The organism is Nonomuraea sp. CX421 (assembly GCF_059358955.1).
The window spans coordinates 400,378-423,908 of record NZ_JCADBK010000002.1 but is presented as its reverse complement, the minus strand read 5'-3'; the positions used below and the strand labels follow the sequence as shown (position 1 = coordinate 423,908).

General features: G+C 71.1%; 19 protein-coding genes. 10 read left to right on the top strand and 9 right to left on the bottom strand.

The window, feature by feature from the left end:
• Positions 1-16 precede the first annotated feature (16 nt).
• Entirely contained in the window at positions 17-1,867 is a 1,851-nt protein-coding gene (gene typA / locus AC5L3X_RS05030; RefSeq protein ID WP_189123379.1) for a translational GTPase TypA, read from the bottom strand.
• 58 nt (positions 1,868-1,925) lie between these two features.
• A complete protein-coding gene (locus AC5L3X_RS05025) occupies positions 1,926-2,483 on the bottom strand; it encodes a TetR/AcrR family transcriptional regulator (protein ID WP_189123380.1) in 558 nt (185 codons plus the stop codon).
• 105 nt (positions 2,484-2,588) lie between these two features.
• Here AC5L3X_RS05025 and AC5L3X_RS05020 point away from each other — a divergent pair, with 105 nt between their 5' ends.
• From AC5L3X_RS05020 to AC5L3X_RS05005, 4 genes are read left to right on the top strand one after another with little or no spacing between them, the layout of a single operon-like run.
• Positions 2,589-3,332, top strand: a complete 744-nt coding sequence (locus AC5L3X_RS05020) for an AMP-binding protein (RefSeq protein WP_494855404.1) — start codon at positions 2,589-2,591, stop codon at positions 3,330-3,332.
• A 52-nt stretch (positions 3,333-3,384) separates the two neighbouring features.
• Positions 3,385-5,802, top strand: a complete 2,418-nt coding sequence (locus AC5L3X_RS05015) for a LuxR C-terminal-related transcriptional regulator (protein ID WP_494855402.1) — start codon at positions 3,385-3,387, stop codon at positions 5,800-5,802.
• A gap of 57 nt (positions 5,803-5,859) precedes the next feature.
• Entirely contained in the window at positions 5,860-6,249 is a 390-nt protein-coding gene (locus AC5L3X_RS05010) for an AMP-binding protein (protein ID WP_189123383.1), read from the top strand.
• 16 nt (positions 6,250-6,265) lie between these two features.
• Entirely contained in the window at positions 6,266-7,018 is a 753-nt protein-coding gene (locus AC5L3X_RS05005) for an alpha/beta hydrolase (RefSeq protein ID WP_494855400.1), read from the top strand.
• Between the two features lie 254 nt (positions 7,019-7,272).
• Here AC5L3X_RS05005 and AC5L3X_RS05000 read toward each other — a convergent pair whose 3' ends face one another.
• Together AC5L3X_RS05000 and AC5L3X_RS04995 are read right to left on the bottom strand one after the other, a co-directional pair.
• Positions 7,273-8,706 carry an aldehyde dehydrogenase gene (locus AC5L3X_RS05000; protein WP_494855399.1) on the bottom strand — a complete coding sequence of 478 codons (1,434 nt, stop codon included), beginning with the start codon at positions 8,704-8,706 and terminating at the stop codon, positions 7,273-7,275.
• Between the two features lie 131 nt (positions 8,707-8,837).
• The gene (locus AC5L3X_RS04995) at positions 8,838-11,840 is read right to left on the bottom strand and encodes a M14 family metallopeptidase (RefSeq protein WP_494855397.1); all 3,003 of its coding nucleotides are present in this window, start codon (positions 11,838-11,840) and stop codon (positions 8,838-8,840) included.
• Positions 11,841-12,060: 220 nt separating this feature from the next.
• Here AC5L3X_RS04995 and AC5L3X_RS04990 point away from each other — a divergent pair, with 220 nt between their 5' ends.
• A complete protein-coding gene (locus tag AC5L3X_RS04990) occupies positions 12,061-12,957 on the top strand; it encodes a VldE C-terminal domain-containing protein (protein ID WP_494855396.1) in 897 nt (298 codons plus the stop codon).
• 43 nt (positions 12,958-13,000) lie between these two features.
• Here AC5L3X_RS04990 and AC5L3X_RS04985 read toward each other — a convergent pair whose 3' ends face one another.
• Complete coding sequence (locus AC5L3X_RS04985; protein WP_494855395.1) at positions 13,001-14,524, bottom strand: FAD-dependent oxidoreductase; 1,524 nt, start codon at positions 14,522-14,524, stop codon at positions 13,001-13,003.
• 33 nt (positions 14,525-14,557) lie between these two features.
• The gene (locus AC5L3X_RS04980; RefSeq protein WP_494855394.1) at positions 14,558-15,868 is read right to left on the bottom strand and encodes a GH1 family beta-glucosidase; all 1,311 of its coding nucleotides are present in this window, start codon (positions 15,866-15,868) and stop codon (positions 14,558-14,560) included.
• 92 nt (positions 15,869-15,960) lie between these two features.
• On the opposite strand from AC5L3X_RS04980, the gene AC5L3X_RS04975 reads away from it, so the two are divergent.
• Complete coding sequence (locus tag AC5L3X_RS04975; protein ID WP_189123390.1) at positions 15,961-16,599, top strand: TetR/AcrR family transcriptional regulator; 639 nt, start codon at positions 15,961-15,963, stop codon at positions 16,597-16,599.
• Between the two features lie 21 nt (positions 16,600-16,620).
• On the opposite strand, the gene AC5L3X_RS04970 is transcribed toward AC5L3X_RS04975, so the two are convergent.
• Positions 16,621-17,544 (bottom strand): aldo/keto reductase, encoded by a 924-nt coding sequence (locus tag AC5L3X_RS04970; RefSeq protein ID WP_494855393.1) that lies wholly within the window; start codon positions 17,542-17,544, stop codon positions 16,621-16,623.
• A 465-nt stretch (positions 17,545-18,009) separates the two neighbouring features.
• On the opposite strand from AC5L3X_RS04970, the gene AC5L3X_RS04965 reads away from it, so the two are divergent.
• The 3 genes from AC5L3X_RS04965 (at position 18,010) to AC5L3X_RS04955 (ending at position 20,293) form a co-directional block, all read left to right on the top strand.
• A complete protein-coding gene (locus tag AC5L3X_RS04965; protein WP_225262401.1) occupies positions 18,010-18,369 on the top strand; it encodes a MerR family transcriptional regulator in 360 nt (119 codons plus the stop codon).
• A 37-nt stretch (positions 18,370-18,406) separates the two neighbouring features.
• Entirely contained in the window at positions 18,407-18,703 is a 297-nt protein-coding gene (locus AC5L3X_RS04960; protein WP_494855392.1) for a hypothetical protein, read from the top strand.
• 135 nt (positions 18,704-18,838) lie between these two features.
• A complete protein-coding gene (locus AC5L3X_RS04955; RefSeq protein ID WP_494855391.1) occupies positions 18,839-20,293 on the top strand; it encodes a penicillin-binding transpeptidase domain-containing protein in 1,455 nt (484 codons plus the stop codon).
• A gap of 26 nt (positions 20,294-20,319) precedes the next feature.
• Here the strand turns inward: AC5L3X_RS04955 and AC5L3X_RS04950 are convergent, their stop codons facing one another.
• Positions 20,320-21,174 carry an NmrA/HSCARG family protein gene (locus AC5L3X_RS04950; protein WP_494855389.1) on the bottom strand — a complete coding sequence of 285 codons (855 nt, stop codon included), beginning with the start codon at positions 21,172-21,174 and terminating at the stop codon, positions 20,320-20,322.
• A gap of 50 nt (positions 21,175-21,224) precedes the next feature.
• Positions 21,225-22,487, bottom strand: a complete 1,263-nt coding sequence (locus AC5L3X_RS04945; RefSeq protein ID WP_494855387.1) for an MFS transporter — start codon at positions 22,485-22,487, stop codon at positions 21,225-21,227.
• Positions 22,488-22,566: 79 nt separating this feature from the next.
• Between AC5L3X_RS04945 and AC5L3X_RS04940 the strand changes: the two genes are divergently transcribed.
• The gene (locus tag AC5L3X_RS04940; protein WP_494855385.1) at positions 22,567-23,454 is read left to right on the top strand and encodes a LysR family transcriptional regulator; all 888 of its coding nucleotides are present in this window, start codon (positions 22,567-22,569) and stop codon (positions 23,452-23,454) included.
• Positions 23,455-23,531: the final 77 nt, after the last annotated feature.

Genomic DNA, 23,531 nt, shown 5'->3' with positions numbered 1-23,531 from the left:
GCCGTGCGGAAGGACGTCAGGCGCGCTTGGCCCGCGCCGCGCTCCGGCCGCGGGTGGAGGCGTTGAGCTCGACCTTGCGGATGCGTACGGCCTCGGGTGTGATCTCCACGCACTCGTCCTCGCGGATGAACTCGAGCGCCTGCTCCAGCGACAGCACGCGCGGCGGGATCACCTTCTCGGTCTCCTCGGAGGTGGAGGAGCGCATGTTGGTGAGCTTCTTCTCCTTGGTGATGTTGACGTCCATGTCGTCGGACCGGGAGTTCTCGCCGATGATCATGCCTTCGTAGACCTCGGTCGTCGGCGAGACGAACAGGGTGCCGCGCTCCTGCAGGTTGAGCATGGCGAAGGCGGTCACCGGACCCGAGCGGTCGGCCACCAGCGACCCGTTGTTGCGGGTGCGCAGCTCGCCGAACCACGGCTCGTAGGAGTCGAACACGTGGTGCACCAGCCCGGTGCCGCGCGTCTCGGTGAGGAACTCGGTGCGGAACCCGATCAGGCCGCGCGCGGGCACCACGAACTCCATCCGGATCCAGCCGGTGCCGTGGTTGGTCATGTGCTCCATGCGGCCCTTGCGGACGGCCAGCAGCTGCGTGACCGCGCCCAGGTACTCCTCGGGGCAGTCGACCGTCAGGCGCTCGACCGGCTCGTGCACCTTGCCGTCGACGAGCTTGGTGACGACCTGCGGCTTGCCGACGGTCAGCTCGTAGCCCTCGCGGCGCATCTGCTCGACCAGGATGGCCAGCGCCAGCTCGCCACGGCCCTGCACCTCCCAGGTGTCGGGACGCTCGGTGGGCAGCACGCGCAGCGAGACGTTGCCGACGAGCTCCCGCTCCAGGCGGTCCTTGACCATGCGGGCGGTGACCTTGGTGCCCTTGGCCTTGCCGACCAGCGGCGAGGTGTTGGTGCCGATGGTCATCGAGATGGCCGGCTCGTCGACGGTGATCAGCGGCAGCGGGCGCGGGTCCTCGGGATCGGCCAGCGTCTCACCGATCATGATGTCGGGAATGCCGGCGATGGCGATGATGTCGCCCGGCCCGGCCTCCTCGGCGGGCTTGCGCTCCAGCGCCTCGGTCATCAGCAGCTCGGTGATCTTCACCTTCTGCACCGAGCCGTCGGTGCGGCACCAGGCCACCTGCTGGCCCTTGCGCAGCACGCCCTGGTGGATCCGGCAGAGCGCGATGCGGCCGAGGTAGGAGGACGCGTCGAGGTTGGTGACGTGGGCCTGCAGCGGCGCGTTGGGGTCGTAGGTGGGAGCCGGGATCGTCGACTTGATGATCTCGAACAGCGGCTCGAGGTCCTCGGAGTCGGGCATGGTGCCGTCGTCGGGGCGGGCGAGCGCGGCCCGGCCGGCCTTGCCCGAGGCGTAGACGATCGGGAAGTCGATCTGCTCCTCCGTCGCGTCGAGGTCCATGAACAGCTCATAGACCTCGTCGACGACCTCCTTGATGCGGGCGTCGGGCCGGTCGACCTTGTTGATGCACAGGATGACCGGCATCTTCGCGCTCAGCGCCTTGCGCAGCACGAACCGGGTCTGCGGCAGCGGTCCCTCGGAGGCGTCGACCAGCAGCACGACACCGTCGACCATGGACAGGCCGCGCTCGACCTCGCCGCCGAAGTCGGCGTGGCCGGGAGTGTCGATGATGTTGATGGTCATGCCGCCGTGCTCGACCGCGGTGTTCTTGGCGAGAATGGTGATGCCCTTCTCGCGCTCGAGGTCGTTGGAGTCCATGACGCGGTCGTCGACATCCTGGTTGGCGCGGAAGGCCCCGGACTGCCAGAGCATGGCGTCGACCAGCGTGGTCTTGCCATGGTCGACGTGCGCGATGATCGCGATGTTCCGCAGGTCGTCGCGGCTGTTCAAAGGCATGATGAGTCTCGATCTGTTTGTCGTGGGGTCGGCCGCGCGATGTCGCGACCTACCAAGTCTAGTTGATCCCCTCTGATGGCAGGAGCGGGACGAGGTGCCTGCGGGCGTAGGCGCGGGCCTGCTCGTCAGTGCCGAGCGGCACGACGCTGTCCGGCGTGAGCACGAACGACAGCGCCACGCGGATGAACATCTCGGCGACCGCCCGCGCGTCCGGCGTGTTCAGATGCGCCGCCAGATACTCCCTGGCCACCGCGAGGTACGGCCCCGCCTCCAGCGTGAGGTGCGGCAGGATCGTCTCCGGCTCGGTGGCCAGCAGCCCGCTCAGCAGCGGATGCCCGCGAACGAGGCGCAGGGTGACGGCGAACCCCTCGACCACCCGCTCCGGCATGTCCGGCAGGGGCGCCACCGCCTGCTCGAACGAACGCAGAAATCTCCGCAGCTCGCGCAGGATGACCTCCTGCACCAGATCGCTCTTGCGCGCGAAGCGGCGATAGACGGTGATCCGTGACAGGCCCGCCTCCTTGGCGACCTCGTCGACCGTCAACCGCCGCAGGCCACCGGCCAGCATCCGCGCGTAGGCGGCGTCGAGGATGCGCTCGACGGACTCGTCCCGCATGGAGCAAGACTAGGGCGCTTGTCCCGGTTCAGCGGGGCGAGGTACATACCGGGTTGCACAATTGTGTGCATGCCGGGGAAGGCCTGGGGTCCCTACATTGACGGCATGACCTGGACAGAGCTGGTGATGGGCGCGGCGCCGACGCGGGGCGACCGACCGGCGGTGACCGACGTCAGGACCGGCGAGGTGCTGTCCTACGCCGCCTTCGCGCGGCGGGTCACGCACGTGGCGGCCGGGCTGCGCCGCCACGGGCTCCGCTACGGCGACCGCGTGCTCGTCGACCTGCCCCTCGGCGCCGGACTGGCGGTCGCCGTGCACTCCGTCGCCTGGTCCGGCGGCGTCGTCGTGCTCGGCGCCTCCGGCACCGCCCGGATGATGATCGTCCATCGCGGCTTCGACGCCGACGCGGTCGACGTGCAGCACGTCTTCAGCATGGAGCCCGTCTCCGGGGCCAAGCCGTTCGCCGACCTGATCGGCGAGCGCACGGTCGAGTTCGGGCCGCTGGCCGGTCCCGCCCTGAGCGTCGACGGTGAGCGGATCCTGCACCACGACGAGCTGGCCGGAGACCTGCGGAAGCTGGCCACCCGGCTGCTGGTCGGCCCCGACGACGTCGTGCTCGCGGCGGTGAGCGACGCGTTCAAGGGCCTGCGGGTGCTCGACCTGGCCATGATGGCCGGCGCGCACGTCGTGATCGCGCACGAGCCCAGCCTGATCGGCTGCCGGGTGCTGGCCCACGAGCGCGCCGCCACGCTCGTCGTCGCCCCGTACGACCTGGCCAGACGCCTGCTCGGCGACCCCACGCTGCGCGTCGTCGACGAAAGGGCGGTCGTCAGCTCCCTCGCCCTGTGAAAAGTGCGACACTGTGGAAGAGTGTGATCCTTCCGCGACGCAGGGTGACCACATGCCTGACTCCCCCCGGCACAACCTCCCAGCCGAGCCCAACCGGTTCGTCGGACGCGAGCGTGATCTCGACGACCTGTGCGGGATGTTCGGCGACACGCGTGTGGTCACCCTGTGCGGCGTCGGCGGCATCGGCAAGACCCGGCTGGCCCTGCGCGTCGCGGCCCGGCTGGTGCCCTCCTACTCCGGTGGCGTGTGGCTGGTCGAGCTGGCCAGGATCAACCGGCCCGAGCTGGTGGTGCGCGAGATCGCCAGGGTGCTGGGCGTGCCCGAGGAGCACACCCGGCCGCTGCTCGACACCGTGGCCGCGCGGCTGGGCGGCACGCGCTGCCTGCTGCTGCTCGACAACTGCGAGCACCTGGTCGACAGCTGCGCCGAGGTGAGCGCCAGGCTCGTCGCCTCGTGCCGGCGGCTGAGCATCCTGGCCACCAGCAGGGAGCCGTTGCGCATCGCCAGCGAGCTGGTCTGGCGGGTGCCGCCGCTCGACCTGCCCGAGCCCGGGGCGCCCGACGCCGAGGCGGTGCGGCTCTTCCGCGACCGGGCGGCCGCCGTGGGCACCCGGCTGGGTCCCGAGAGCCAGGCCGACGTGGCGCGCCTGTGCCGGGCCCTCGACGGGCTGCCGCTCGCGCTGGAGCTGGCCGCCGCCCGCACCAGCCTGCTCAACCCCGGGCAGATCGCCGACCGGATCGACGACCGCTTCTCGCTGCTCACCACCGGTGAGCGCACCGCCCCGGCCAGGCAGCGCACCCTGCGGGCCGCCGTCGAGTGGAGCCACGACCTGCTGTCGGCCAAGGAGCAGGTGCTGCTGCGCAGGCTCTCGGTCTTCGCCGGGTCCTTCGACCTCGACCTCGCCGAGCAGGTGTGCGCCGAGCTGCCCATCTCCGGGGCGGAGATCGTCGACCTGCTGGGCGGGCTGGTCGACAAGTCCCTGGTGTTGTGTGACGAATCTCGCAGGCGCTACCGCCTGCTGGAGACCATCAAGCGTTTCGCCGCCGAGCGGCTGGCGGCGGCGGGTGAGCACGAGGTCGTCCGCGACCGTCACCTGCACGTGCTCTGCGAGCTGATGCAGCGGCACTTCACGGCCGAGCTGACCGAGCGCCGGCTGCCGTGGGCGCGGCGGCTGGCCGCCCTGACCGCGAGCCGCACGCTGCTCGACGACCAGCGGGCGGCGCTCGACTGGGCCATCGAGTCGGGCAGCGCGTCGCAGGGCCTGCGGCTGTGCTTCCGCAGCACGGGCCTGCTGCCGGTGAGCGGCCTGACGGAGATCGTCGGCTGGGTGGAGCGGCTGCTCGCCCTCGATCTGAGCCAGGTGCCCGTCCATCAGATCGCCCTGGCCAAGGCCTACCTCGCCTACGGCCTGGAGGCTCGCGACGAGCTGCCCCGTTCCCTTGAGCTGGCCACGGAGAGTCTGCCGGGCCTCGCCGACGACCGGTTCCGGGCCTGCGTCGTGCACAACCTGCTGGTCATGGTGTGGTTGCGCCTGGGGCGGGCCGAGGAGGCGCTGCACCACGCCGAGCGGTGCCTGGCCGTGGCCACGGCCGCCGGCGACCAGTGGAACCAGGCGGCGGGGCTGGCCGGGCTCTCGGCCGTGGCCCTGGTGCGCGGCCGGTTGCGCGAGGCCCAGCGGTACGGCGAGGAGGCGCTGGAGCGGGCGCGCGAGCACGGCCACCGGTGGATCCTGGCCCGGGTGGCGACCCAGCTCGGCGCGGTCGCCGAGGCGCGTGGCGACCTGGTGACGGCCATGGCCCACTACGAGGCGGCCGTCACCTGGCTGCGGGAGCTCGGCACCGGAGTCGAGCTGGCCCGCTGCCTGGCGCGCGCCGGGCGGGTCGCGGCCCTGCTGCACGAGTTCGCCACGGCCAGAGAACGGCTGGGCGCGAGCCTGTCACTGAGCCGGCACACCGGGCAGCGCCAGGGCGTGGCCCGCTGCCTCGTGGGGCTGTCGGTGCTCGCCGAGGCCGAGGGTGACCTGGAGGCGGCGGTCCTCGCCGCGGCCGCGGCGGCCACGCTCCGGGAGTCGATCGGCCAGCACTCCGCCGCGACCCGCATCGAGGAGCTGCTCGCCCGCGCCCGGGCCAAGCTCGGTGAGGGCCGCGCCTCCTTGCTCTGGTCGCGGGGCCGGACGATGAGCCCCGCCGACGCCGCCCAGCGTGTCCTCGACGGGGAGCGGCCGGCGCCGGCCGACCGGGCGCCCCGGCCGCGTTCCGCCCGGGTCCCGCACTCGGTGCTGACCCCGCGCGAGCGGGAGATCGCCGCGCTGCTGACCCGGGGGCTGTCCAACCGGGCCATCGCCGAGGAGCTCGTGATCAGCCCGGCCACCGTGGCCAGGCACATCGCCAACATCATGGAGAAGCTCGGCTATACCTCGCGCGCGCAGATCGCGGTGTGGGCCGCCGAACATCCTGAGGCTTCTGCATAGCGAAGTGCATATTCCGCCCCATGTACGCCCGAGATGCCCCTCCCTACCGTGGTCGGCATGGATGAGCGCATCGTCATGGTGGACTCGGCGACGGGTCTGCGGCTCACCGAGGGGGAGTTGGACGAGTGGTCGGCGGCGGCGACCGTCCAGCTCCGCCGCAGGGGAGTGCGGCTGGGCGACTCGGTGCTCATCTGCCTGCCCGTCGGGCCCCATCTGCTGGTGGCGACCGACGCGGTGATCGCCGTCGGCGCGGTCGCCTGGCCGCTGCCCGCCGAGCTCGACGCCTGCGACCTGCGCCGGCGCATCCTGGCCAGCCACGCGCGCGTGATGATCTCCGATCTGCCCCAGGCGCTCGACGCGGCCGACGGCTCGCGGGTGCGGACCGTGGTGAGCGTGGCTGACCTGCGTGTTCTGGCGCCCTCTCGGCGCGATGCGGACCGGCGGTGACCCTACGCTTGAGGTCATGCCGCTCGCGCCACACTTCCCGGTCATGCTCAGGACCGACGACGGCGTCCGGATCGACGCCGCGCACACCCCGTCGGCCCGGTCCGACCTCGGCATCGTGGTGGCCCACGGGTTCACCGGCTCGTGGCGGGTGGGCGCGGCCCGCCGCATCGTCCACGCGCTCAGCGGCCACGGCGGCGTGATCGCGTTCGACTTCCGCGGCCACGGCCGCTCGGGCGGCGAGACCACGGTCGGCGACCTGGAGATCCTCGATCTGGCCGCGGCCGTGCGCCACGCGCGGGTGATCGGCTACTCCCGGATCGCGGTGGTGGGCTTCTCGATGGGCGCGGCGGTGGCCGTGCGCCACGCGGCGCTGCTGGGCGGCGTCGAGGCGGTCGTGGCGGTCAGCGGGCCGGCCCGCTGGCACTACCGGGGCACCCGGCCGATGCGGCAGGTCCACTGGGCCATCGAGCAGCCCGTCGGGCGGTGGGCGGCCCGGATGGCCAAGCGCACCCGGATCGCGCGGGGCGCCTGGGACCCGATCCCGATGCCGCCCCACGAGGCCGCCGGGCTGGTCTCACCCACGCCGCTGCTGATCGTGCACGGCGACGCCGACGCGTTCTTCCCGCTGGAGCACGCCTGGCAGGTCTACGCGGGAGCGCGCGAGCCCAAGGAGCTCTGGATCGAGCCCGGGTTCGGCCACGCGGAGGCGGCGGCGACCCCCGAACTGGTCCGTCGCATCGGAAAGTGGATCGACTCGAACTTTTCCTGAGTAATACACGTCTACCTAGGGCGGATGGAACAAAACCGCAGGGAGAAAGTCCTTGGGGCAGGAAACCGCTAGCGGCGGCGGACTGGGACATACTTCTTGTAGCTGGACGGTCGCCCACCGTGGTCCACGTCCAGCGGGCCGCTGAGGGGCCGGCGGGATGTTCACCTAGCGTTGCGGGGGCGCGCTGGGTGTTCTGTCTCGCACGCGAGCAGGGCTCCGGCACACCGAAATGCCGGAGCCCTGCGAACGCTCCGTCAGCCCAGGCGGGCGATGGTCTTGTACTCCAGGTAGCCGCTGAGCCCCTCGGGGCCGAGCTCGCGCCCGATCCCGCTGGCCTTGTAGCCGCCGAAGGGCGTGTTGGCCTCCAGCATGTAGCAGTTGACCCCGTACGTGCCGGTGCGCACCTGCCTGGCCACGTCCATGCCGTGCTCGGTGTCGGCCGTCCAGACGGTGCCGGCCAGGCCGTAGTCGCTGTCGTTGGCGATGCGTACGGCGTCCGCCTCGTCCTCGTAGGGGATCACGGCCAGCACCGGGCCGAAGATCTCCTCCCGGGCGATCCTCATGTCGTTGGTCACCCCGGCGAACACGGTCGGGGCGACGTACCAGCCGCGGTCGTAGGGCCGGTCGAGTCCGCCGACGACGACCTTGGCGCCCTCGTCCATGCCGGCCTTGATGTAGCCCTCGACGCGTTCCTGCTGCCGCTTGGCGACCAGCGGGCCGATGCCGGTGCCCGGGTCGGCGGGGTCGCCGACGGGCTGCGAGGTCACCATGTTCGCGACCGCCTCGACGACCTCGTCGTAGCGGTTGCGCGAGGCGAGGATGCGGGTCTGCGCGACGCAGGCCTGGCCGTTGTTCATCAGCGAGGCGAGCGCCAGCATGCCCATGCTGGAGGGGAGGTCGGCGTCGTCGAGGACGATGGCGGCCGACTTGCCGCCGAGCTCCAGGCTGACCCGCTTGAGCTGTTCGCCGCAGATGGCGGCGATGCGGCGGCCGGCGGCGGTCGAGCCGGTGAAGGCCACCTTGTCCACGCCCGCGTGGGACACCAGGTGCTCGCCCGCCTCACGACCGGCGGGCACGATGTTGAGCACGCCGGCCGGGAGTCCGGCCTCCAGCACCATCTCGGCCAGCAGGTAGGCGTCGAGCGGGGTCTCGGGGGCGGGCTTGAGCACGATCGTGCAGCCGGCCAGCAGAGCGGGCGCGATCTTGGTCATCGAGACGAACTGCGGGACGTTCCACGGCACCACGGCGGCCACCACGCCCACCGGCTCGCGCCGCACCGTCACCGGGCCGAACAGGCCGGGCCGCTGCTCCTCCTGCTCGAACGTCGCGCCGTACTCGGCGTAGAACTTCAGCATCCCGAGCGGCTGGGGCGCCTGCGCGAGGTTGGAGAAGGTGATCGGCGAGCCCATCTCCTCGGTGATCAGCGCGGCCATCTCGCCCTGCCGGGCCTCGTAGATCGCGGCCAGCCGGCCGATCGCCGCGGCCCGCTCGGCGAACGTCATGCGAGGCCAGGGGCCGTGGTCGAAGGCCTCGCGGGCGGCGGCGACCGCGCGCTCCATGTCCTCGGGCGTGCCGTCGGGCACCCGGCCGACGACCTCCTCTGTCTGGGGGGAGATGACGTCGATGGTGCCGGTGCCCGCCGGTGCCACCCATTCGCCTCCGATGAACAGCGTGTCGTGCTGGCGCATGATGTGAGCCTCCCGCGGACCGAATGCTTGCTTGTTTGTGCACAGCCTCAAGGTGACCGAACCATGTTCTGTCCGCGCACGCAAGAGGGACGCGGCAGGTACGCCGCGCCCCCCGTCACGCTCGCCTCAGATCAGCGCCGATCTCCGAGCAGATGCCGCATCGACCGCTTGACCAGGTCGGTGCGCATCTCCTGCGTGGTCAGGCTCTCCACGCCGAAGCCGAGGTAGACGGTGTCCTTGGTGGTGACGCCGCCGCCCTCCTCGAACACCTGGTCCGTGCGGAACCAGTTGTTGATCGAGGGCGAGGTGCCCTCCGGCGGGTCGCCGACCGTCCAGCCGCCCAGGTCGGCCTCGAACGACGTCGACTCGCTCGCCGCGCCGTCCAGGGTGACCGCGAAGTCGTCGAGGAAGACGCCCGCGCCCTGGGTGGCCCAGTCGCTGATGTACGAGATCGACAGCTCGACCCGCTTGCCCGCGTACGGGGTCAGGTCGATCTTCCACTGCTGCCAGCCCGCGGAGTTGCCGCTGGCCGCGTTCCACGAGCCCGAGGTGCCGGTCGGCGAGCAGTCGGCACCCTGGTAGCGCTGGGTGAAGGGGTGGATCGTGCGCCAGCCCGCGCCGCCGCTCGGCGGTGCGCAGCTGCTGCCCGTCGACTGCGCGGTGTGGCCATTGGCGTCGGGCAGCGTGGTCCAGTCGTCGCCACCGGCGGTACGGGCCTCCACGGTCAGGAAGTCCCAGTCGGCCTCGGTGTCGTACGACGTCCAGAACGACAGGTCGCCCGAGGTCTTGCCGGTGAGGTCGATCGTCTTGGTCAGCCGCTTCCACGAGACGTCGGCGATGCCGCTGTAGACGTCCCAGGAGCCGGTGTGCGGGTCGAACGGGCCGCCGGGCCGTACCCACTTGACGGGCGCTGAGCTCGCGAACAGCGGGAACCGGTCGGCGGGCAGGATCGCCGAGGTCGCCACGAACGAGTTCGTGTGGCTCGGCTCCAGCGTGGCGTTGAGGCCGTCGAAGCGGCCGCCCACGCCCTTCAGCGCGAACGGCTGACCCGTGTCGTGGTCGGTGCCCGCGTCGTCGAAGTAGACGTAGGCGCCCAGGTAGTACTGCTGGAAGTCGTTGAACACCGGGATGCACGGCGGGTCGTTCGGCGTCGCGCACTCCGGCTGGGCCGGCTGGTCGGGCTGGTAGTAGTAGGCGCCGTTGTTGTTGGCCGCGTACGACGGGTACTTGCCCGCGTGCAGCAGCTTGCCGCCCTCGTTGAGGTAGTCGCGGACGGCCAGTTCGGTGTCGACCCCGGCCTTGGACGTGGTGCCGGGCACCTGGCCCACGCTGCGCGGGATGATGTCGTCGCCGGTCTCCCAGACGACGGCCTTGTAGTGGCTGAGCACGCCGAGCGGGTGCGGCGCCTTGCGGCCCATCTTGTCCAGGTCGTAGACGTCGGAGCTGTAGCCGGCCTCGTCCAGCGCCTTGGCGTAGTCGTCGGCGTACTTCGCCTCGGTCACGCCCTGCGCCGGGCTGATGCCGGTGACGTCCTCGGCGGCGAGCACCAGCACCTTGCCGCCGATGTCGTCGGCCACCTTGTAGGTGAAGTCGGCGCTCTTCTTGCCGAGCGAGGTGAACCAGACCTTCACGCTGTCACCCGGCTTGGTGCCGGTGATCTTGCCGCGCAGCCGGTGGTAGTAGCGGTCGTAGCCCTTGCCGTAGCGCTCTCCGCCCTTCCACTCGCTGGTCAGCGCCGTCTTGGTACGGCCGCCGTTGACCTGGTAGCTGAGCGCGACGGGGCCCAGCCGGCGCTTGGCGTTGACCTGGACCACCTGGTCGCGGCCATGGCTCACCTCGAAGGGGTCGATCACGAAGTCGGGCGTCCTGTTGCCCAGGTGGCTGACCGGCTCGACCGGGTTGACCGCGGACTTCGCGACGTCCAGGGCGAACGGGAGGTTCTTCTCGAACTCCGCCTGCACCAGCGCCTCGTCGTCGGGGAAGACGAACCCGCAGCCGTCACAGCCCTCGTTGAGCTCCGGGGTCCAGGACAGCGTGCCGTACTGGCGGTGCGCCTGGTCGTTGGTGTCGCCGTTGGTGGTGTAGAGCTCGGCGCCGAGGTCGGGGTCGAAGCCAGGGACCGCCGGGTTGGCGTCGGTGCCGGTCAGCGCCTCGTAGATCGGGTTGTCGGCCGTCTCGGTGGCGATCTGGAAGCCGATCGGGTAGAGCAGCAGCGGGCCGAACGAGTGGTAGTTGAGCTGCATCTCGAACCCGACGCGCTTCAGCAGGCCGTCCATGGCCCTGGTCTCCGGCTCGCTGGCCGGGCCGGTGCCCCGGTAGGTCTCGCTGCTCGGGATCGAGGAGGAGCCCTCCTCGTCGTAGTGGAAGTTCGTGGGGAAGTTGCGGTTGGGGTCGACGCCGTCACCGCTGGTGATCCGGCCGTCGCCGTTGACGTCGCGCAGGTTCTTGCGCCACAGGCGGTTGCCCTCGGTGAAGGTGAAGTCGTAGCCGTCGGGGTTGGCCACCGGCACGAACCACAGCTCGGTCCTGTTGAGCAGGTCGCGCAGCGCCGACTTGTTGGCCACCACGTACTTCAGCAGCCGCATGTCCACCTCGGCGGCGATCCACTCGCGGGCGTGCTGCGTCGCCGAGTAGAGCGTCGAGGGCTTGATCCCGTCGGGGAGCGCCCTGGCCAGGGTGCTGACCTTGACGGCGAGGATGTCCTGGCCCCTCAGCGTCCTGCCGATGGACTGGATCTTGACGATGTCCTTGTTGGCGTTGGCGATGGCTCTGAGCTGGTCGGCGATGCCGCCGGGCTCGGAGTAGGACTTCCAGACCGTGTAGCCGCCCGCCGCCTGCGTCCTCGCGGCCTCCAGCTGGGTCTGGCCCTGCGGGTTGCGCACGGGTTCGGGCTTGTGGCCGAGCTTGCGCAGCCCGTCGAGGTCGGCCTGGGCGGCGGTCAGCTCGATGTGCTCCTGGCCGCCCTTGTTCTCCTGCTGGACGATGTCGAAGCCCTTCTCCCGCAGGATCTGCCCGGTGCCGGGAGGGCTGTCCAGCTGATAGAGCTCGATCCGGTCGCCGGGTGGCAGCGGGTCCACCTCGGCGTGGGCTTGGACGGCGACCAGGCAGGTGCCGAGGCCGAGAACGACGGCCATGAGTGAGGACGATAAACGAGACACGGTCTGCCCCTTCGCAGAGAGTTCGCCGCCATCTCAAACCGACTCGACGGTCTCGGCAAGGCCCAAAAACTTATCGTGCTCTTATTTCCGACAAAGTAGGCATGCATCACCTAAGACACATGGGTTCCATCGTTCGGATGACAGAAATAAAGATCATCTTCTATAGTTTCGGTCCGTCTATGAGGGGAGGACGGGCGTGAGACTGGGTCGCCGCACCGCACTCGCCGCCCTCCTCGCCGGGCTGCTCGCCCTCCCTCCCTCGCGGCCGGCCTCGGCCGACCCCAGTCCGGCCGAGCTGCGCAAGCTGACCAAACAGGCGGCGCAGCTCAACGACCTCTACCGGGGCCAGATCCAGAGCCTTGAGGAGATCAGGATCCAGGCCGGCAAGGCCACCCAGACCTCCGGCGCCCTGCAGGCACGGCTCGACAGGGCCAGGGCCGACGTCGCCGACATCGCCCGCAACGCCTACATCGTGGGCCCGCTCGACGGCACCCAGCTGTTCGGCCTCGGCGGCGAGCCGCACAACGCGCTCGGCCACGCGGCCAACATGGCCTACATCGCCCATGAGCGCACCAGCCAGGTCCAGCGCATCGAGAAGCTGATCGACGACTCCAAGAAGGCCAAGCTCGCCGCCAACGACAAGATCAACAAGCTGCGCAAAGAGATCAAGGTCATGCAGGGCAAGCGCCGCGAGATGGAGCGGCTGCTCGCCAAGTACGGCTTCCAGCAGCCCGGCGGCTCCAGCGGGCTCACCCAGCGCATGATCTCGGTACGTGCCGAGGTCATGCAGAACTTCCCGATGCCCTACGGCGTGGGCTGCCTGCGCTCCGGCGACCCCGGCGAGCACGGCAAGGGACGCGCCTGCGACTTCATGATGTCGGGCGGCGGCCGGGTGGCCTCCGGCGCCGACGCCGACCGCGGCGACGCGCTGGCCGAGTACCTCATCCAGAACGGGTCGCGGCTCGGTGTGATGTACATCATCTGGAAGCAGCGCTACTACGACATCCGGTCCGGCGGGGGCTGGGACCCCATGTCCGACCGCGGCGGGCCCACCGCCAACCACTACGACCACGTGCACGTGTCGGTGTTCTAGCGCGGTTCCAGCACGGGCGTCCGGGGCGGTCTCCGACGCTGTTCTAGCGCCGGATCCCGCGCCGTCCGGCGAGGTCGCGGCCGACGAGGCGGCCGAAGGCCATCGCCGGGGTGAGGCACATGCCCGAGCAGAACGCGTTGCCGTTGACGGCCGCCGAGCCGATGACCTCGCCGACGGCGTACAGGCCGGGGATGATCTGCCCGTCGGCGCGGCGCACCCGCGACCGCGTGTCCACGTCGAGCCCGGCGAACGTGATCAGCGTGACCGGATGGTTCTCGATCGCGTAGTAGGGCGGCTCGGCGATCGGCGCGGGCAGGTGGCGCCGGCCGAAGTCGGGGTCCCGGCCGCCGGCCACGAAGCCGTTGTACCTGGCCACCGTCTCCAGCAGGCCCTCCCGGTCGATCCCGGCCAGCTCGGCGAGCCCGCCCAGGTCGCCCGCCCGGTGCACGCCGCGCCGCCGCCCGCACCGCTCGGCCAGCTCGGCCGCGCTCCACCCGTGCACGATCGGGTACGACTCGCGCAGCGCCCGCTCGTCGAACACCATCCAGAACGTCATCCGCTCGACCGTGGTCAACGCCCGTTCCTTGCGGTCGATGCTCGGCTCGTCCTCGGCGATCCACCGCCTGCCGCGCGGGTCGACGTAGATCTCCCACGGCGGCCGCTCGACGGCGACCAGCTGGGGCCGGTGCGTCCAGTCGACCCGGGGATCGTCGCCCTCCGGGGGCAGGCCGCCGAACGTCGGGATGTACCTGCCGGTGCCCTGCACGGCCGCGCCGGCCCGCCGGCCCATCAGCAGGCCGTCGCCGGTGGACGTGGGCGCCGCCGACGTGGTCAGCGGCGCTCCCTCCAGCTCGGCGAACAGCTCCGGCGCGAAGCCGAAGCCGCCGGTGGCCAGCACCACCGCACCGGCCCGCCACCGGGTCCCGTCCTCGGCCACCACCCCGGTCACCCGGCCGTCGCCGTCTTGGGCGCCGGTGGCCGGCCCGTTCCCGGCCCCCGCGCCGCCGGTCGGCGGCGCGGTCAGCAGGTCGGTGATCCGGACTCCGCACCGCAGGTCGATCCGGCCCGCCGCCTGGTGGGCGGCCAGCAGCGGGCGCAGCACGGCCAGGATCGCCGGTCCCCCCGGTACGGCGGAGGCGTGGACCGTGCGCGGCGTGAGGTACGGCTCGTGCCCGTGCACGATCCGGGGAGTCGCCGGGTCGATCGCGAACCCGGCCGCCAGCAGCCACTCCAGCACGGCCGGCTGCTCGGCGAGCGACACCCGGGTCAGGTCCTCGCGCGCGGTGCCCCGGCTGATCCGCCGGATGTCGGCGAGGTGCCGCTCCGGGTCGTCCTCGATGCCGCGTTCGTACTGGGCCGAGAACCCGCCGGCGGACAGGTGCCCGCCGGAGAAGTGCAGCGCGCCTCCCACGTCGTCCGCCTTCTCCAGCAGCAGCACACGGGCCCCGGCGTCGGCGGCGGCGACGGCGCAGGCGAGCCCGCCGGGGCCCGCCCCCACGACGATCGCGTCCCACGTGGCGGTCGGCTCGGGCTCTCGGACGTCATCTGCGGACCATGTCGCTGCCATGAGGGAAACAGTGTTTCCCGATATGCGGTGGCGTCAAGAGGGCGGCCGGTCGCCGCCGGCCAGGCGGCGCCTGAGCCAGTGGTAGGACGCCTTGGGGGTGCGGCGCTGGGTGGCGAAGTCGACGTGGACGAGGCCGAAGCGCTGATGATAGCCCTCGGCCCACTCGAAGTTGTCCAGCAGCGACCAGACGAAGTAGCCGCGCACGTCGACGCCCTCCCGACGGGCACGCTCGACCGCGTCGATGTGGCCGTCGAGGTAGGCGATGCGCGCCTGGTCGTCGACGCCGGCCGGGGTGAGCTCGTCCGGCTGGGAGCAGCCGTTCTCGGTGACGTAGACGGGTGGGAGGGCGGTGCCGTACCTCTGGCGCAGGCCCGTCAGGAGCTCGCGCAGACCGTCGGGGACCACGGGCCAGCCGAAGGCGGTGGTGGGGTAGCCGGTGACGCCGACGTCCGAGAAGGGGAGGCCGTCGCCCGTGGGAGCGGCGATCCGGGTGGGGTTGTAGTAGTTGACGCCCAGGCCGTCCAGCGGGGCCGAGATCGTGGCCAGGTCACCGTCGCGGACCTCCACCTCGGTCCCGTACGCCGACAGGTCGGGATACGAGCCCAGCAGGACCGGGTCGTTGAACAGCCGGTTGTGCAGGGCGTCGTAGGCGGCCGCGGCGGCCAGGTCCTCCTCCGAGTCCGACGCGGGCCAGATGGGGGTGCAGTTGTTGGTGATCAGCACCTGCCCGGCGCCCGCAGCCCGCAACGCCTGTACGGCCAGGCCGTGGCCGAGCAGCTGGTGGTGCGCGACGGGGAGAGCGTCGAGCAGCAGCGCCCGGCCCGGGGCGTGGACGCCCATGCCGTAGCCGAAGGCCATGTGCACGAACGGCTCGTTCAGTGTGATCCACATCGGGACCCGGTCGGCCAGCCGTTCGGCGACGATGCCGGCGTACTCGGCGAACCGCTCGGCGGTGTCGCGGTCCAGCCACCCGCCGCGGTCCTCCAGCGCCTGCGGCAGGTCCCAGTGGAACAGGGTCGGCACCGGCGTGATGTCCGCCGCGAGCAGCCCGTCGACCAGCCGCTCGTAGAAGCCGAGACCGGCCGGGTTGGGCGCGCCCGCGCCGTCCGGCTGGATCCGGGGCCAGGCGATCGAGAAGCGGTAGGCGTTGACCCCGAGGTCCGTCAGGAGCCCGAGGTCCTCGCGCCAGCGGTGGTAGTGGTCGCAGGCCACGTCGCCGGTGTGGCCGTCGCGGACGCGGCCCGGCTCGTGCGCGAACGTGTCCCAGATGGAGACGCCCCTGCCGTCCTCGGCGATGGCCCCCTCGATCTGGTAGGCGGCCGTGGCCGTACCCCAGAGAAACATCAGCGGCTCCTCAAGTTATGCGAGTGCTGCTCATGTTAATCGTCTTGGGAAGTCAGAGCCTGTCCCCGCGGGAAATAAGCGAGGATGGGGGCATGACCAGTGCCTTGCGCCGCCGTCCAGCCCAGCGCCGCAGTGTGGAGCGGGTGGAGCGGATGCTCGACGAGTGCGCGCGCCTGCTGGACGAGCTCGGTTACGAGGCGCTGACCACCAAGGAGGTCGCGCGGCGGGCCGGGGTGCCGATCGGCACGTTCTACCAGTTCTTCCCCGACAAGCAGGGCCTGGTCCGGGCGCTGGCCGTGCGCAACCTCGACGCGTTCCTGAGCCGGGTGAGTGAGCGGATCGCCGAGGCCCACCTGGGGCACTGGACCGACCTGGTGGACCTGGCGATCGACGAGTTCGTCGCGATGAAGCGCACCACGCCGGGGTTCGCGGTGGTCGACTTCGGCGAGGTCCTGGCCCGGCCGGGAGGGCCGCCCCTGGAGGGCACCCGCCGGACCCTCGACCGGGCCCAGGACAACAACGTCGTCGTGGCCGAGCGCCTGCGAGCGCTCGCCGTCGACCTGCTCGACGCGCCTCCGGGCGACGGGCTCGACCGGGCGCTGCTGGTGGCGGTGGAGGCCACCGACGCGGTGCTGAAGGTGGCCTTCCGCATCCAGCCCGACGGCGACCCGTTCATGATCGCCGAGTGCAAGCTGCTGGTCCGCCGCTACCTGGCCGAGCATCTCCCGTAGCCGCGGCTCGCGGCGGCGGGGTCAGCAGGGGGCGTCGAGCCGCGCGCGGAGGTCGTCGTCGAGCTTGAGGTCCGCCGCGCCGATGGCCTCATCGAGCTGGGCCATCGTGGAGACGCCGACGATCGGGACGTACCCGTCGGCCAGGAGCCAGGCCAGCACCACCTGGTTGGGCGTGACGCCCAGCTCCGACGACACCTCGCGCAGCACGGCGAGCCGCCGGGTGGTGCCCGGGTGGTCGTAGATCTCCGGGATCGGCCGGTCGGGCCGCGTGTAGGCGCCCGCCATCAGCGTGTTGTACGCCCACAGCGTCAGGTCAGGCTCGGCGCGGACGTAGTCCAGCATCTCGTCCGTGGCGAGCACATGGCCCGACTCCGCCATTCTGGTCAGCGGGCGGGGGCGCAGGTAGGTGTGGCGGAGCTGCACGTACGTGTAGGGCAGCAGGCCGCGCGAGGCCGACAGGTTGCGCGCCCGGTCGAGCCGCCAGGCGGGCACGTTGCTGGCGCCCGCGCTGCGGATCCGGCCCTGCCGGGCGAGCGCGTCGAAGGCGCCCAGCGTCTCCTCCAGCGGCACCGAACGGTCCTCGATGTGCGCCCAATACACATCGATGTAGTCCGTCCGTAACCTGCTCAGGCTGCCCTCGACGGCCTTGGCGACGGCCGGGGCGGACAGCCCCTCCGCCGAGTCCAGGGTGGTGTCGCCGGGGATCGTCGGGCGGGCGCCGACCTTGGTGCTCAGGAAGATCTCGTCGCGGTTGCCGCGGGCGGCCATCCAGGCCCCGACGGTCAGCTCGCTCTCGTCGCCGGAGCAGCCCTCGGCCCAGAACGGGTAGTTGTTCGCAGTGTCGATCATGGTGCCGCCCACCTCGGCGAAGCGGTCCAGAAGGGCGAAGGAGTCCTTCTCGCCGACTGTCGTGCCGAAGGGGATCGTGCCGAGTGCGATGTTCATCGGGAACCTCCGAGGAGACCCCCGCCTTCCGGCGAGGGAGGAATCGGACCCCTGCGGAGCAGGGCAGGGGCAGGCGATTCGCCGCCAGGCGGACCGCCGTCGAAACGCCGCACGACACCGCGCGGTTCGGTAGTGTGTTCGACGGTGGCGACAACCAAGCCGCCGGACGAACGATCGGAATCACCCTCGCCGCAGGGCTTGCGGAGAGGCGAAACGCCTGTGGAGCCGGTGTAGGACCTCAACGAGAGTCCTCTCTCGGGCGGGCGACCGGCGGTGAAGCAGGAAGCCCGACCGGCGACGGTCGGAATCCCGGTTCTTCAGAGCCGGGAGGATGTCAAGGGATGACTGTGGAAGCTGGAGTGCACTCCATGTCAAGCGCTCAACAAGTGCCCGCGTAAGAGCATTTTTCGGTACGAACGATCTCGCGTTGACCTGGAGTGCACTCCAGGTGCGATGCTCTGGGGCGTGAGCGTCTACACACCCGCCGAAGTGGTCGAGGAGACCGGCTTCACCCTCGACACCCTGCGCTACTACGAGAAGATCGGCCTGCTGGAGCCCGTGGGCCGCAACGCTGCCGGGCAGCGCCGGTTCAGCGAGGAGGACGTGGGCTGGCTCGGGACGATCCGGTGCCTGCGCGACACCGGCATGCCGATCGCCGAGATGCTCCGCTTCGCCGAGCTGACCCGTGCCGGCGACCACACCATCCCGGATCGCATCAAGCTCCTCGAAGAGCACGATCACCGCGTCGAGGCCCAGATCGAGAACCTCGTGGAACGCAAGCGCTACATCAGGAACAAGATCTCCTACTATCAGAGCGTCCTCTGAAGCCGGAGGCCGTGCACCTGTTTTCATGGAGGAGATCATGACGTCCACCGACTGGCCGGTTTACACACCCTGGGCCCGCGAGCACTACGGTCGCGGTCTCCAAGAGGGCATAGCCGAAGTCAAAGCCAAGGGGAAGGTCGAAGGAAAAGTCGAAGGGAAGGCCGAGGAGGCGGCCCGGTCGGTGCTGCTCGTGCTGAATGCGCGGGGCTTTCACGTCACTGAGGAGACACGTGCCCGGATCCTGTCCTGCACGGATCTCGCTCAGCTCGAGACCTGGCTCACCGGCGCGGCCACCGCTCAGGCTGTCCAGGACCTGTTCGGTGACGTGGGCTGATCCCCAGATCGCCAGCCTCACCGAGCGGCAGCGCTACCTCCACAACAAGATCTCCTACTACCGGAGCCTCCTGTAGCCCTGGCTTGGCGGGCCGCCTGTTAGACGTGATCCATGGCCGGGCCGAGGGCGAGACGGATGAACATCCCGCTGAGACGGGTCGCCCTGGTCTGTGGAGCGCTGCTGTTCTCCCTGCTGGCGAACATCACCTATCTGCAGACGCTCGGCGTGCGCCGCTTCGGCGCCGACCCGCGTGACCAACGGGCGCTCCTCGCCAGGTTCGCGCACCCGCGCGGCGACATCCTCACCTACGACGGCCGGACCATCGTCAGGAGCCGGCCGAGCAGGCGCGGCCCGTACGAGTACCGGCGCGTCTACACCAACGGCGAGATGTACGCCCCCGTCACCGGCCACATCGCCCTGCACCAGGCCACCGGCGTCGAGCAGGCCGAGAACGGCGTGCTGTCCGGGGACGACCCGAAGGTGCGGATGCGCAGGCTGATCAACGACGGCGACGCGGGCGGGGCCGACGTCAGGCTCACGATCAGGGAACGCGTCCAATGGGCCGCCTACCAGGGCCTCAGGTCGACGGGCCGGCCCGGCGCGGCGGTGGCCGTCGACCCGGCGACCGGCGCGATCCTGGCCCTGGCCAGCTACCCGTCGTACGACCCCGGCGCCTACTCCACGCTCAACGCGGACCGGCTGGTCAGGGTGGACCAGCGGTTGAGCCACGACCCGAGCCGGCCGCTGCTCAACCGGGCCCTGGAGCGGAGCTACCCGCCGGGCTCGGCCTTCACCGTGGTCACCGCGGCCGCCGCGCTCGCCTCCGGCGAGTACACGCCCGTGTCCCGCGTCGTCGCCCCCGGCCGCCTGCCGCTCCCCGGCGGCTCGCGCCACCTGTCCAACCCCGGCGGCCGGCCCTGTGGCGACGGCACGGTCGCGCTCAGCCGCGCCTTCCGCGGATCGTGCGACACCGCGTTCGCCGGGCTCGGCCTCCACCTCGGCCAGGACGTTCTGCGCGCCCAGGCGGAGGCGTTCGGCTTCGGCGCCGATGACCTCGCCGTCCCCCTGCGCGCCGTGCCCAGCACCTTCCCCGCCGGCCTGGACCGGGCCGGGACCGCGCTGACGGCCACCGGCCGGCACCTCGTCCGGGCCACGCCGCTGATGGTCGCCATGCTGTCGGCCGCCGTGGCCAACGACGGGGTCCTGATGCGCCCGTACCTGGTGCAGGACGTACGTCTGCCGGACGGCTCGATCATCAACCGCGCCGACGCCTCGCCCTACCGCGTCACGCTGGCCGCGCCCGACGCCCGGCAGCTGGCGGCGATGATGGCCGCCGTCACCCGGCCGGGAGGCGCCGGCGAGGCGATCGCCATCCCCGGAGTCGAGGTGGCCGCCGGGAGCGCGCCGGCGGCCCTTCCCGGCGTCGAGCCGGCCGCCGCCGGGTCGCTCCGGGACCAGGCCGTCATCACCGCCTTCGCCCCCGCGGACGTGCCCGAGGTGGCCGTGGGCGTCGTCCTCGAACAGGCGCCTCCCGGCGACCCGTCCGCCGCCGCGATCGCCCGCGCCATCCTCCAGGCTGCCCTGTCCTGACGGATCGCGCGTGCGGGGCCGATCTCCTACCGGTTCCTGCTCAGCCACGCCTCCAGGGTCAGCAACTCCGGGTACCGCTCGCGGAGCGCGGCGATATCGGCCTGGTACCCCTTCTCGTTGAACCAGTCGAACATGTTCGCCACCTCCTCTGCCCCGGCCCGCAGTTCCTCGATCGGCTGCCGCTCGAAGCGAGTCGGAATGCCATCGACCCTGGTGAACACCTCGCCGATCTGCCGCACGGTCAGCTCGTCGCCGGCGATCTCGATCTTCTTGCCGATGAACTCGGCCGACTTGTCGAACGCGTCCGCCGCGATCCGGCCGATGTCGACCAGCGCGATCATCTGCAGCGAGGTGTCCGCGTCCAGCGCGATCGAACCAACCCGCTCGCCGTTCTCCGCCTGCGGCACCATGGACGGCCAGTTCTCCATGAAGAAAGCCGGCCGCAGCACGGTCGCGGGCACGCCGATGGCATCGATGTGCGCCTCGATCTCCGTCTTGGTCTCGAAGTGGGCGACGCCGGACTCGCGCCCGGCGGCGCCAACGGAGCTGTAGACGAGGTGCGCGACGCCCGCGGCTTGGGCCGCGTCGGCGACGTTCCTGCCCTGCCGCACCTCGACCGCGGGGTGTGGGTCGGCCACGTCGGCGGGCTGCACGCTGAAGACGCCGTGCGCGCCCTGCGCCGCCGCGCGCAGCGACTCCGGGTCGTCGAGATCGCCGGTGACCAGCTCCGCGCCGAGCGCCTTGAGCTCCCTGGCTTTCTGCTTGTCCGGGCCGCGGACGAGGGCGCGCACCGCCCAGCCGTCGTCGAGCAGCCTGCGGGCGACGGCGCCGCCCTGGCCACCGGTCGCGCCTGTGACCAGGACGGTTTTCTTGTTCGACACTGCTGGATCCCTTCCATGGTGTGACGGTGACATTGGCGGCAGCGGACAGGTCACGTGGAGCCGGCCGGATGACGCCTCTCTCGGACATTTCGCCGTTCCAGCACCCACAGCACGAACATCCCGCAGGCCAGCACGCCTCCCAGGACGCTCACCGCCGTCCAGCCGCCACGCACCCACGCCACCGCGGCCAGCGCCGAGCCTGCGGCGCCGCCGGCGAAGAAGGCCGTCATCAACGCGGAGTTGAGCCGGTTGCGGATCTCCGGGCTCAGCGCGTAGATGACGTGCTGGTTGCTGTTGAGCACCGCCTGGTGTGCCAGGTTCAGCACGATCACCCCGCCGAGGAGCCACCAGAGGGAGCTCTCGCCCATGCCGATCAGCAGCCAGGCGGCGGCGAGCGTGGCGCTGCCGATCCCCGTGACCCATTGCGTGTAGCCACGGTCGGCCAGCCGGCCGGCCACCGTCGTTGCCACCGTGCCCACCGCGCCCACCAGTCCGAGCAGTCCGATGCCCCCCTCGGACCAGCCGTACGCCGGGCCGGCGAGCAGGAAGGTCACGGCCGTCCACAGCACGTTGAACGAGGCGAGCGAGAGGGCGGCGATGCCGGCCCGCCACCGCAACACGGGCTCGTGGCGGAACAGCGCGATCGTCGAGCGCAACAGCGCCGGGTACGACAGCCCGATTGGGGTGTGCAGGGGCGGTAGGAAGCGCCACAGCAGCACTGTCACCCCGGCGATGAGGATCGCGCTCACCCAGTAGACCGTCCGCCAGCCGCCGAGTTCGGCGAGCCCTCCCGCGACCGTACGGGACAACAACGCGCCCAGCATCAGCCCGCTCATCACGGTGCCGATCACTCGGCCGCGCTGCGCCGGTGCCGCGAGCGTGGCGGCGTACGGCACCACGACCTGGGCCGCCACCGAGGTCAATGCGGTGAGCACGGTTCCGGCCAGCAGCAGTGCTCCGTTGGGCGCGGTCGCCGAGACCAGCAGGAACACCGCGGTGGCCGCGTACAGCATGACAGCGAGCCTGCGGCGTTCCACCAGGTCGCCGAGCGGCACGAGCAGGATCAGCCCCAGTCCGTAGCCGACCTGCGCGGCCGTCACGATCATTCCGGCCATCGTGGTGCTGAGCCGGAGTTCCCGGCCGAGCAGGTCCAGCAGTGGCTGGGCGAAGTAGTTGTTGGCCACCGAGAGCCCCGTCGCCGCGGACATCAGGAGCAGCAGCCCGCGGCTCAGCGGCGCGGGACCGTCTGGCACCTCGGTGGCCTCGTGGTGCGTCGTAACGCGTGGAGTGCCTGATCCGGCTGCGTTCGTCATGTCCCCAGCCTTGGGCACTGAGAATCAATGAGTCCAATGCATGTTTTTCACGCTAACGATCGTGATTCATGATGGATTCGTGGAACTCCAGCAGATGCGCTATGTGGTCGCCGTGGCGGAGACGGCGAACTTCACCCGTGCCGCCGAACGTTGCCGAGTCGTCCAATCCGCACTGAGCCACCAGATCGCCCGGTTGGAACGCGAACTGGGCGCCCGGCTCTTCGAGCGCACCAGCCGCCGGGTCAGACTGACCCCCGCCGGCGAAGCGTTCCTGCCCGCTGCCCGGCAGGCTCTCGACGCCGCCGAACGGGCGCGCGCTGAGGTGGCGGCGGCCTCCGGGGAGCTTCGCGGCCAGCTCGCCATCGGCACCATCCCGACCGTCACGGCGGTCGACCTGCCGAGCGCGCTGAAGAGCTTTCACGTGCGCCATCCGCAGGTGCGGATCACGCTGCGCGTGGGGGCGAGCGACGAGTTGGCCGAACAGGTACGGCAGGGCACGCTGGACATCGCGTTCCTCGGGCTGCCGCCGGACGTACAACCGAAGGAGGTCCGGGGGCGCGCCCTGGCGCGGGGTGAGCTGGTCGCGGTGGTGGCGCCCGGCCACCCGCTGGCCGACATGGCCGACGTGGATCTGCGCCGGCTGTCGAGCGAGGTGTTCGTGGACTTTCCCGCCGGCACGGCCGCGCGCGCTCAGTCGGACGAGGCGTTCGCCGCTGCCGGCGTCAGCCGTGAGGTCGCCTTCGAGATCACGAACGCGGATCTCCTGGCGCGGCTGGTCCGGCTGGGTCTGGGGATCGGCATGATGCCCGCCGCCTTCGCCCCCGAACTCCGTGATGTGCGCGTCGTCGAGCTCCGTGATCCACCCACCCGGGTGGAGCACCTGATCTGGAGCCGCCAGCGCCCCGCACCGGCCGCCGCCGCGTTCCTGGAGGCCCTGAACCTCCCGTCAGCGCTCATGGTCACCTGAGTTGGCTCGGACTGCGCCCATGACCGGCCGGAATTGCCACGGAACCGCGGAACCCGGCGCTGTTCGACTGGTGAGAA

Coding starts and splice junctions, on each gene's coding strand:
- AC5L3X_RS04960 (WP_494855392.1), top strand. CDS start 18,407: ATGACGTCCACCGACTGGCCGGTTTACACACCCTGGGCCCGCGAGCAC.
- AC5L3X_RS04970 (WP_494855393.1), bottom strand. CDS start 17,544: ATGAACATCGCACTCGGCACGATCCCCTTCGGCACGACAGTCGGCGAG.
- AC5L3X_RS05005 (WP_494855400.1), top strand. CDS start 6,266: ATGCCGCTCGCGCCACACTTCCCGGTCATGCTCAGGACCGACGACGGC.
- AC5L3X_RS05000 (WP_494855399.1), bottom strand. CDS start 8,706: ATGCGCCAGCACGACACGCTGTTCATCGGAGGCGAATGGGTGGCACCG.
- AC5L3X_RS04985 (WP_494855395.1), bottom strand. CDS start 14,524: ATGGCAGCGACATGGTCCGCAGATGACGTCCGAGAGCCCGAGCCGACC.
- AC5L3X_RS05020 (WP_494855404.1), top strand. CDS start 2,589: ATGACCTGGACAGAGCTGGTGATGGGCGCGGCGCCGACGCGGGGCGAC.
- AC5L3X_RS04980 (WP_494855394.1), bottom strand. CDS start 15,868: ATGTTTCTCTGGGGTACGGCCACGGCCGCCTACCAGATCGAGGGGGCC.
- AC5L3X_RS05010 (WP_189123383.1), top strand. CDS start 5,860: ATGGATGAGCGCATCGTCATGGTGGACTCGGCGACGGGTCTGCGGCTC.
- AC5L3X_RS04955 (WP_494855391.1), top strand. CDS start 18,839: ATGAACATCCCGCTGAGACGGGTCGCCCTGGTCTGTGGAGCGCTGCTG.
- AC5L3X_RS04995 (WP_494855397.1), bottom strand. CDS start 11,840: ATGGCCGTCGTTCTCGGCCTCGGCACCTGCCTGGTCGCCGTCCAAGCC.
- AC5L3X_RS04945 (WP_494855387.1), bottom strand. CDS start 22,487: ATGACGAACGCAGCCGGATCAGGCACTCCACGCGTTACGACGCACCAC.
- AC5L3X_RS05015 (WP_494855402.1), top strand. CDS start 3,385: ATGCCTGACTCCCCCCGGCACAACCTCCCAGCCGAGCCCAACCGGTTC.
- typA (WP_189123379.1), bottom strand. CDS start 1,867: ATGCCTTTGAACAGCCGCGACGACCTGCGGAACATCGCGATCATCGCG.
- AC5L3X_RS05025 (WP_189123380.1), bottom strand. CDS start 2,483: ATGCGGGACGAGTCCGTCGAGCGCATCCTCGACGCCGCCTACGCGCGG.
- AC5L3X_RS04975 (WP_189123390.1), top strand. CDS start 15,961: ATGACCAGTGCCTTGCGCCGCCGTCCAGCCCAGCGCCGCAGTGTGGAG.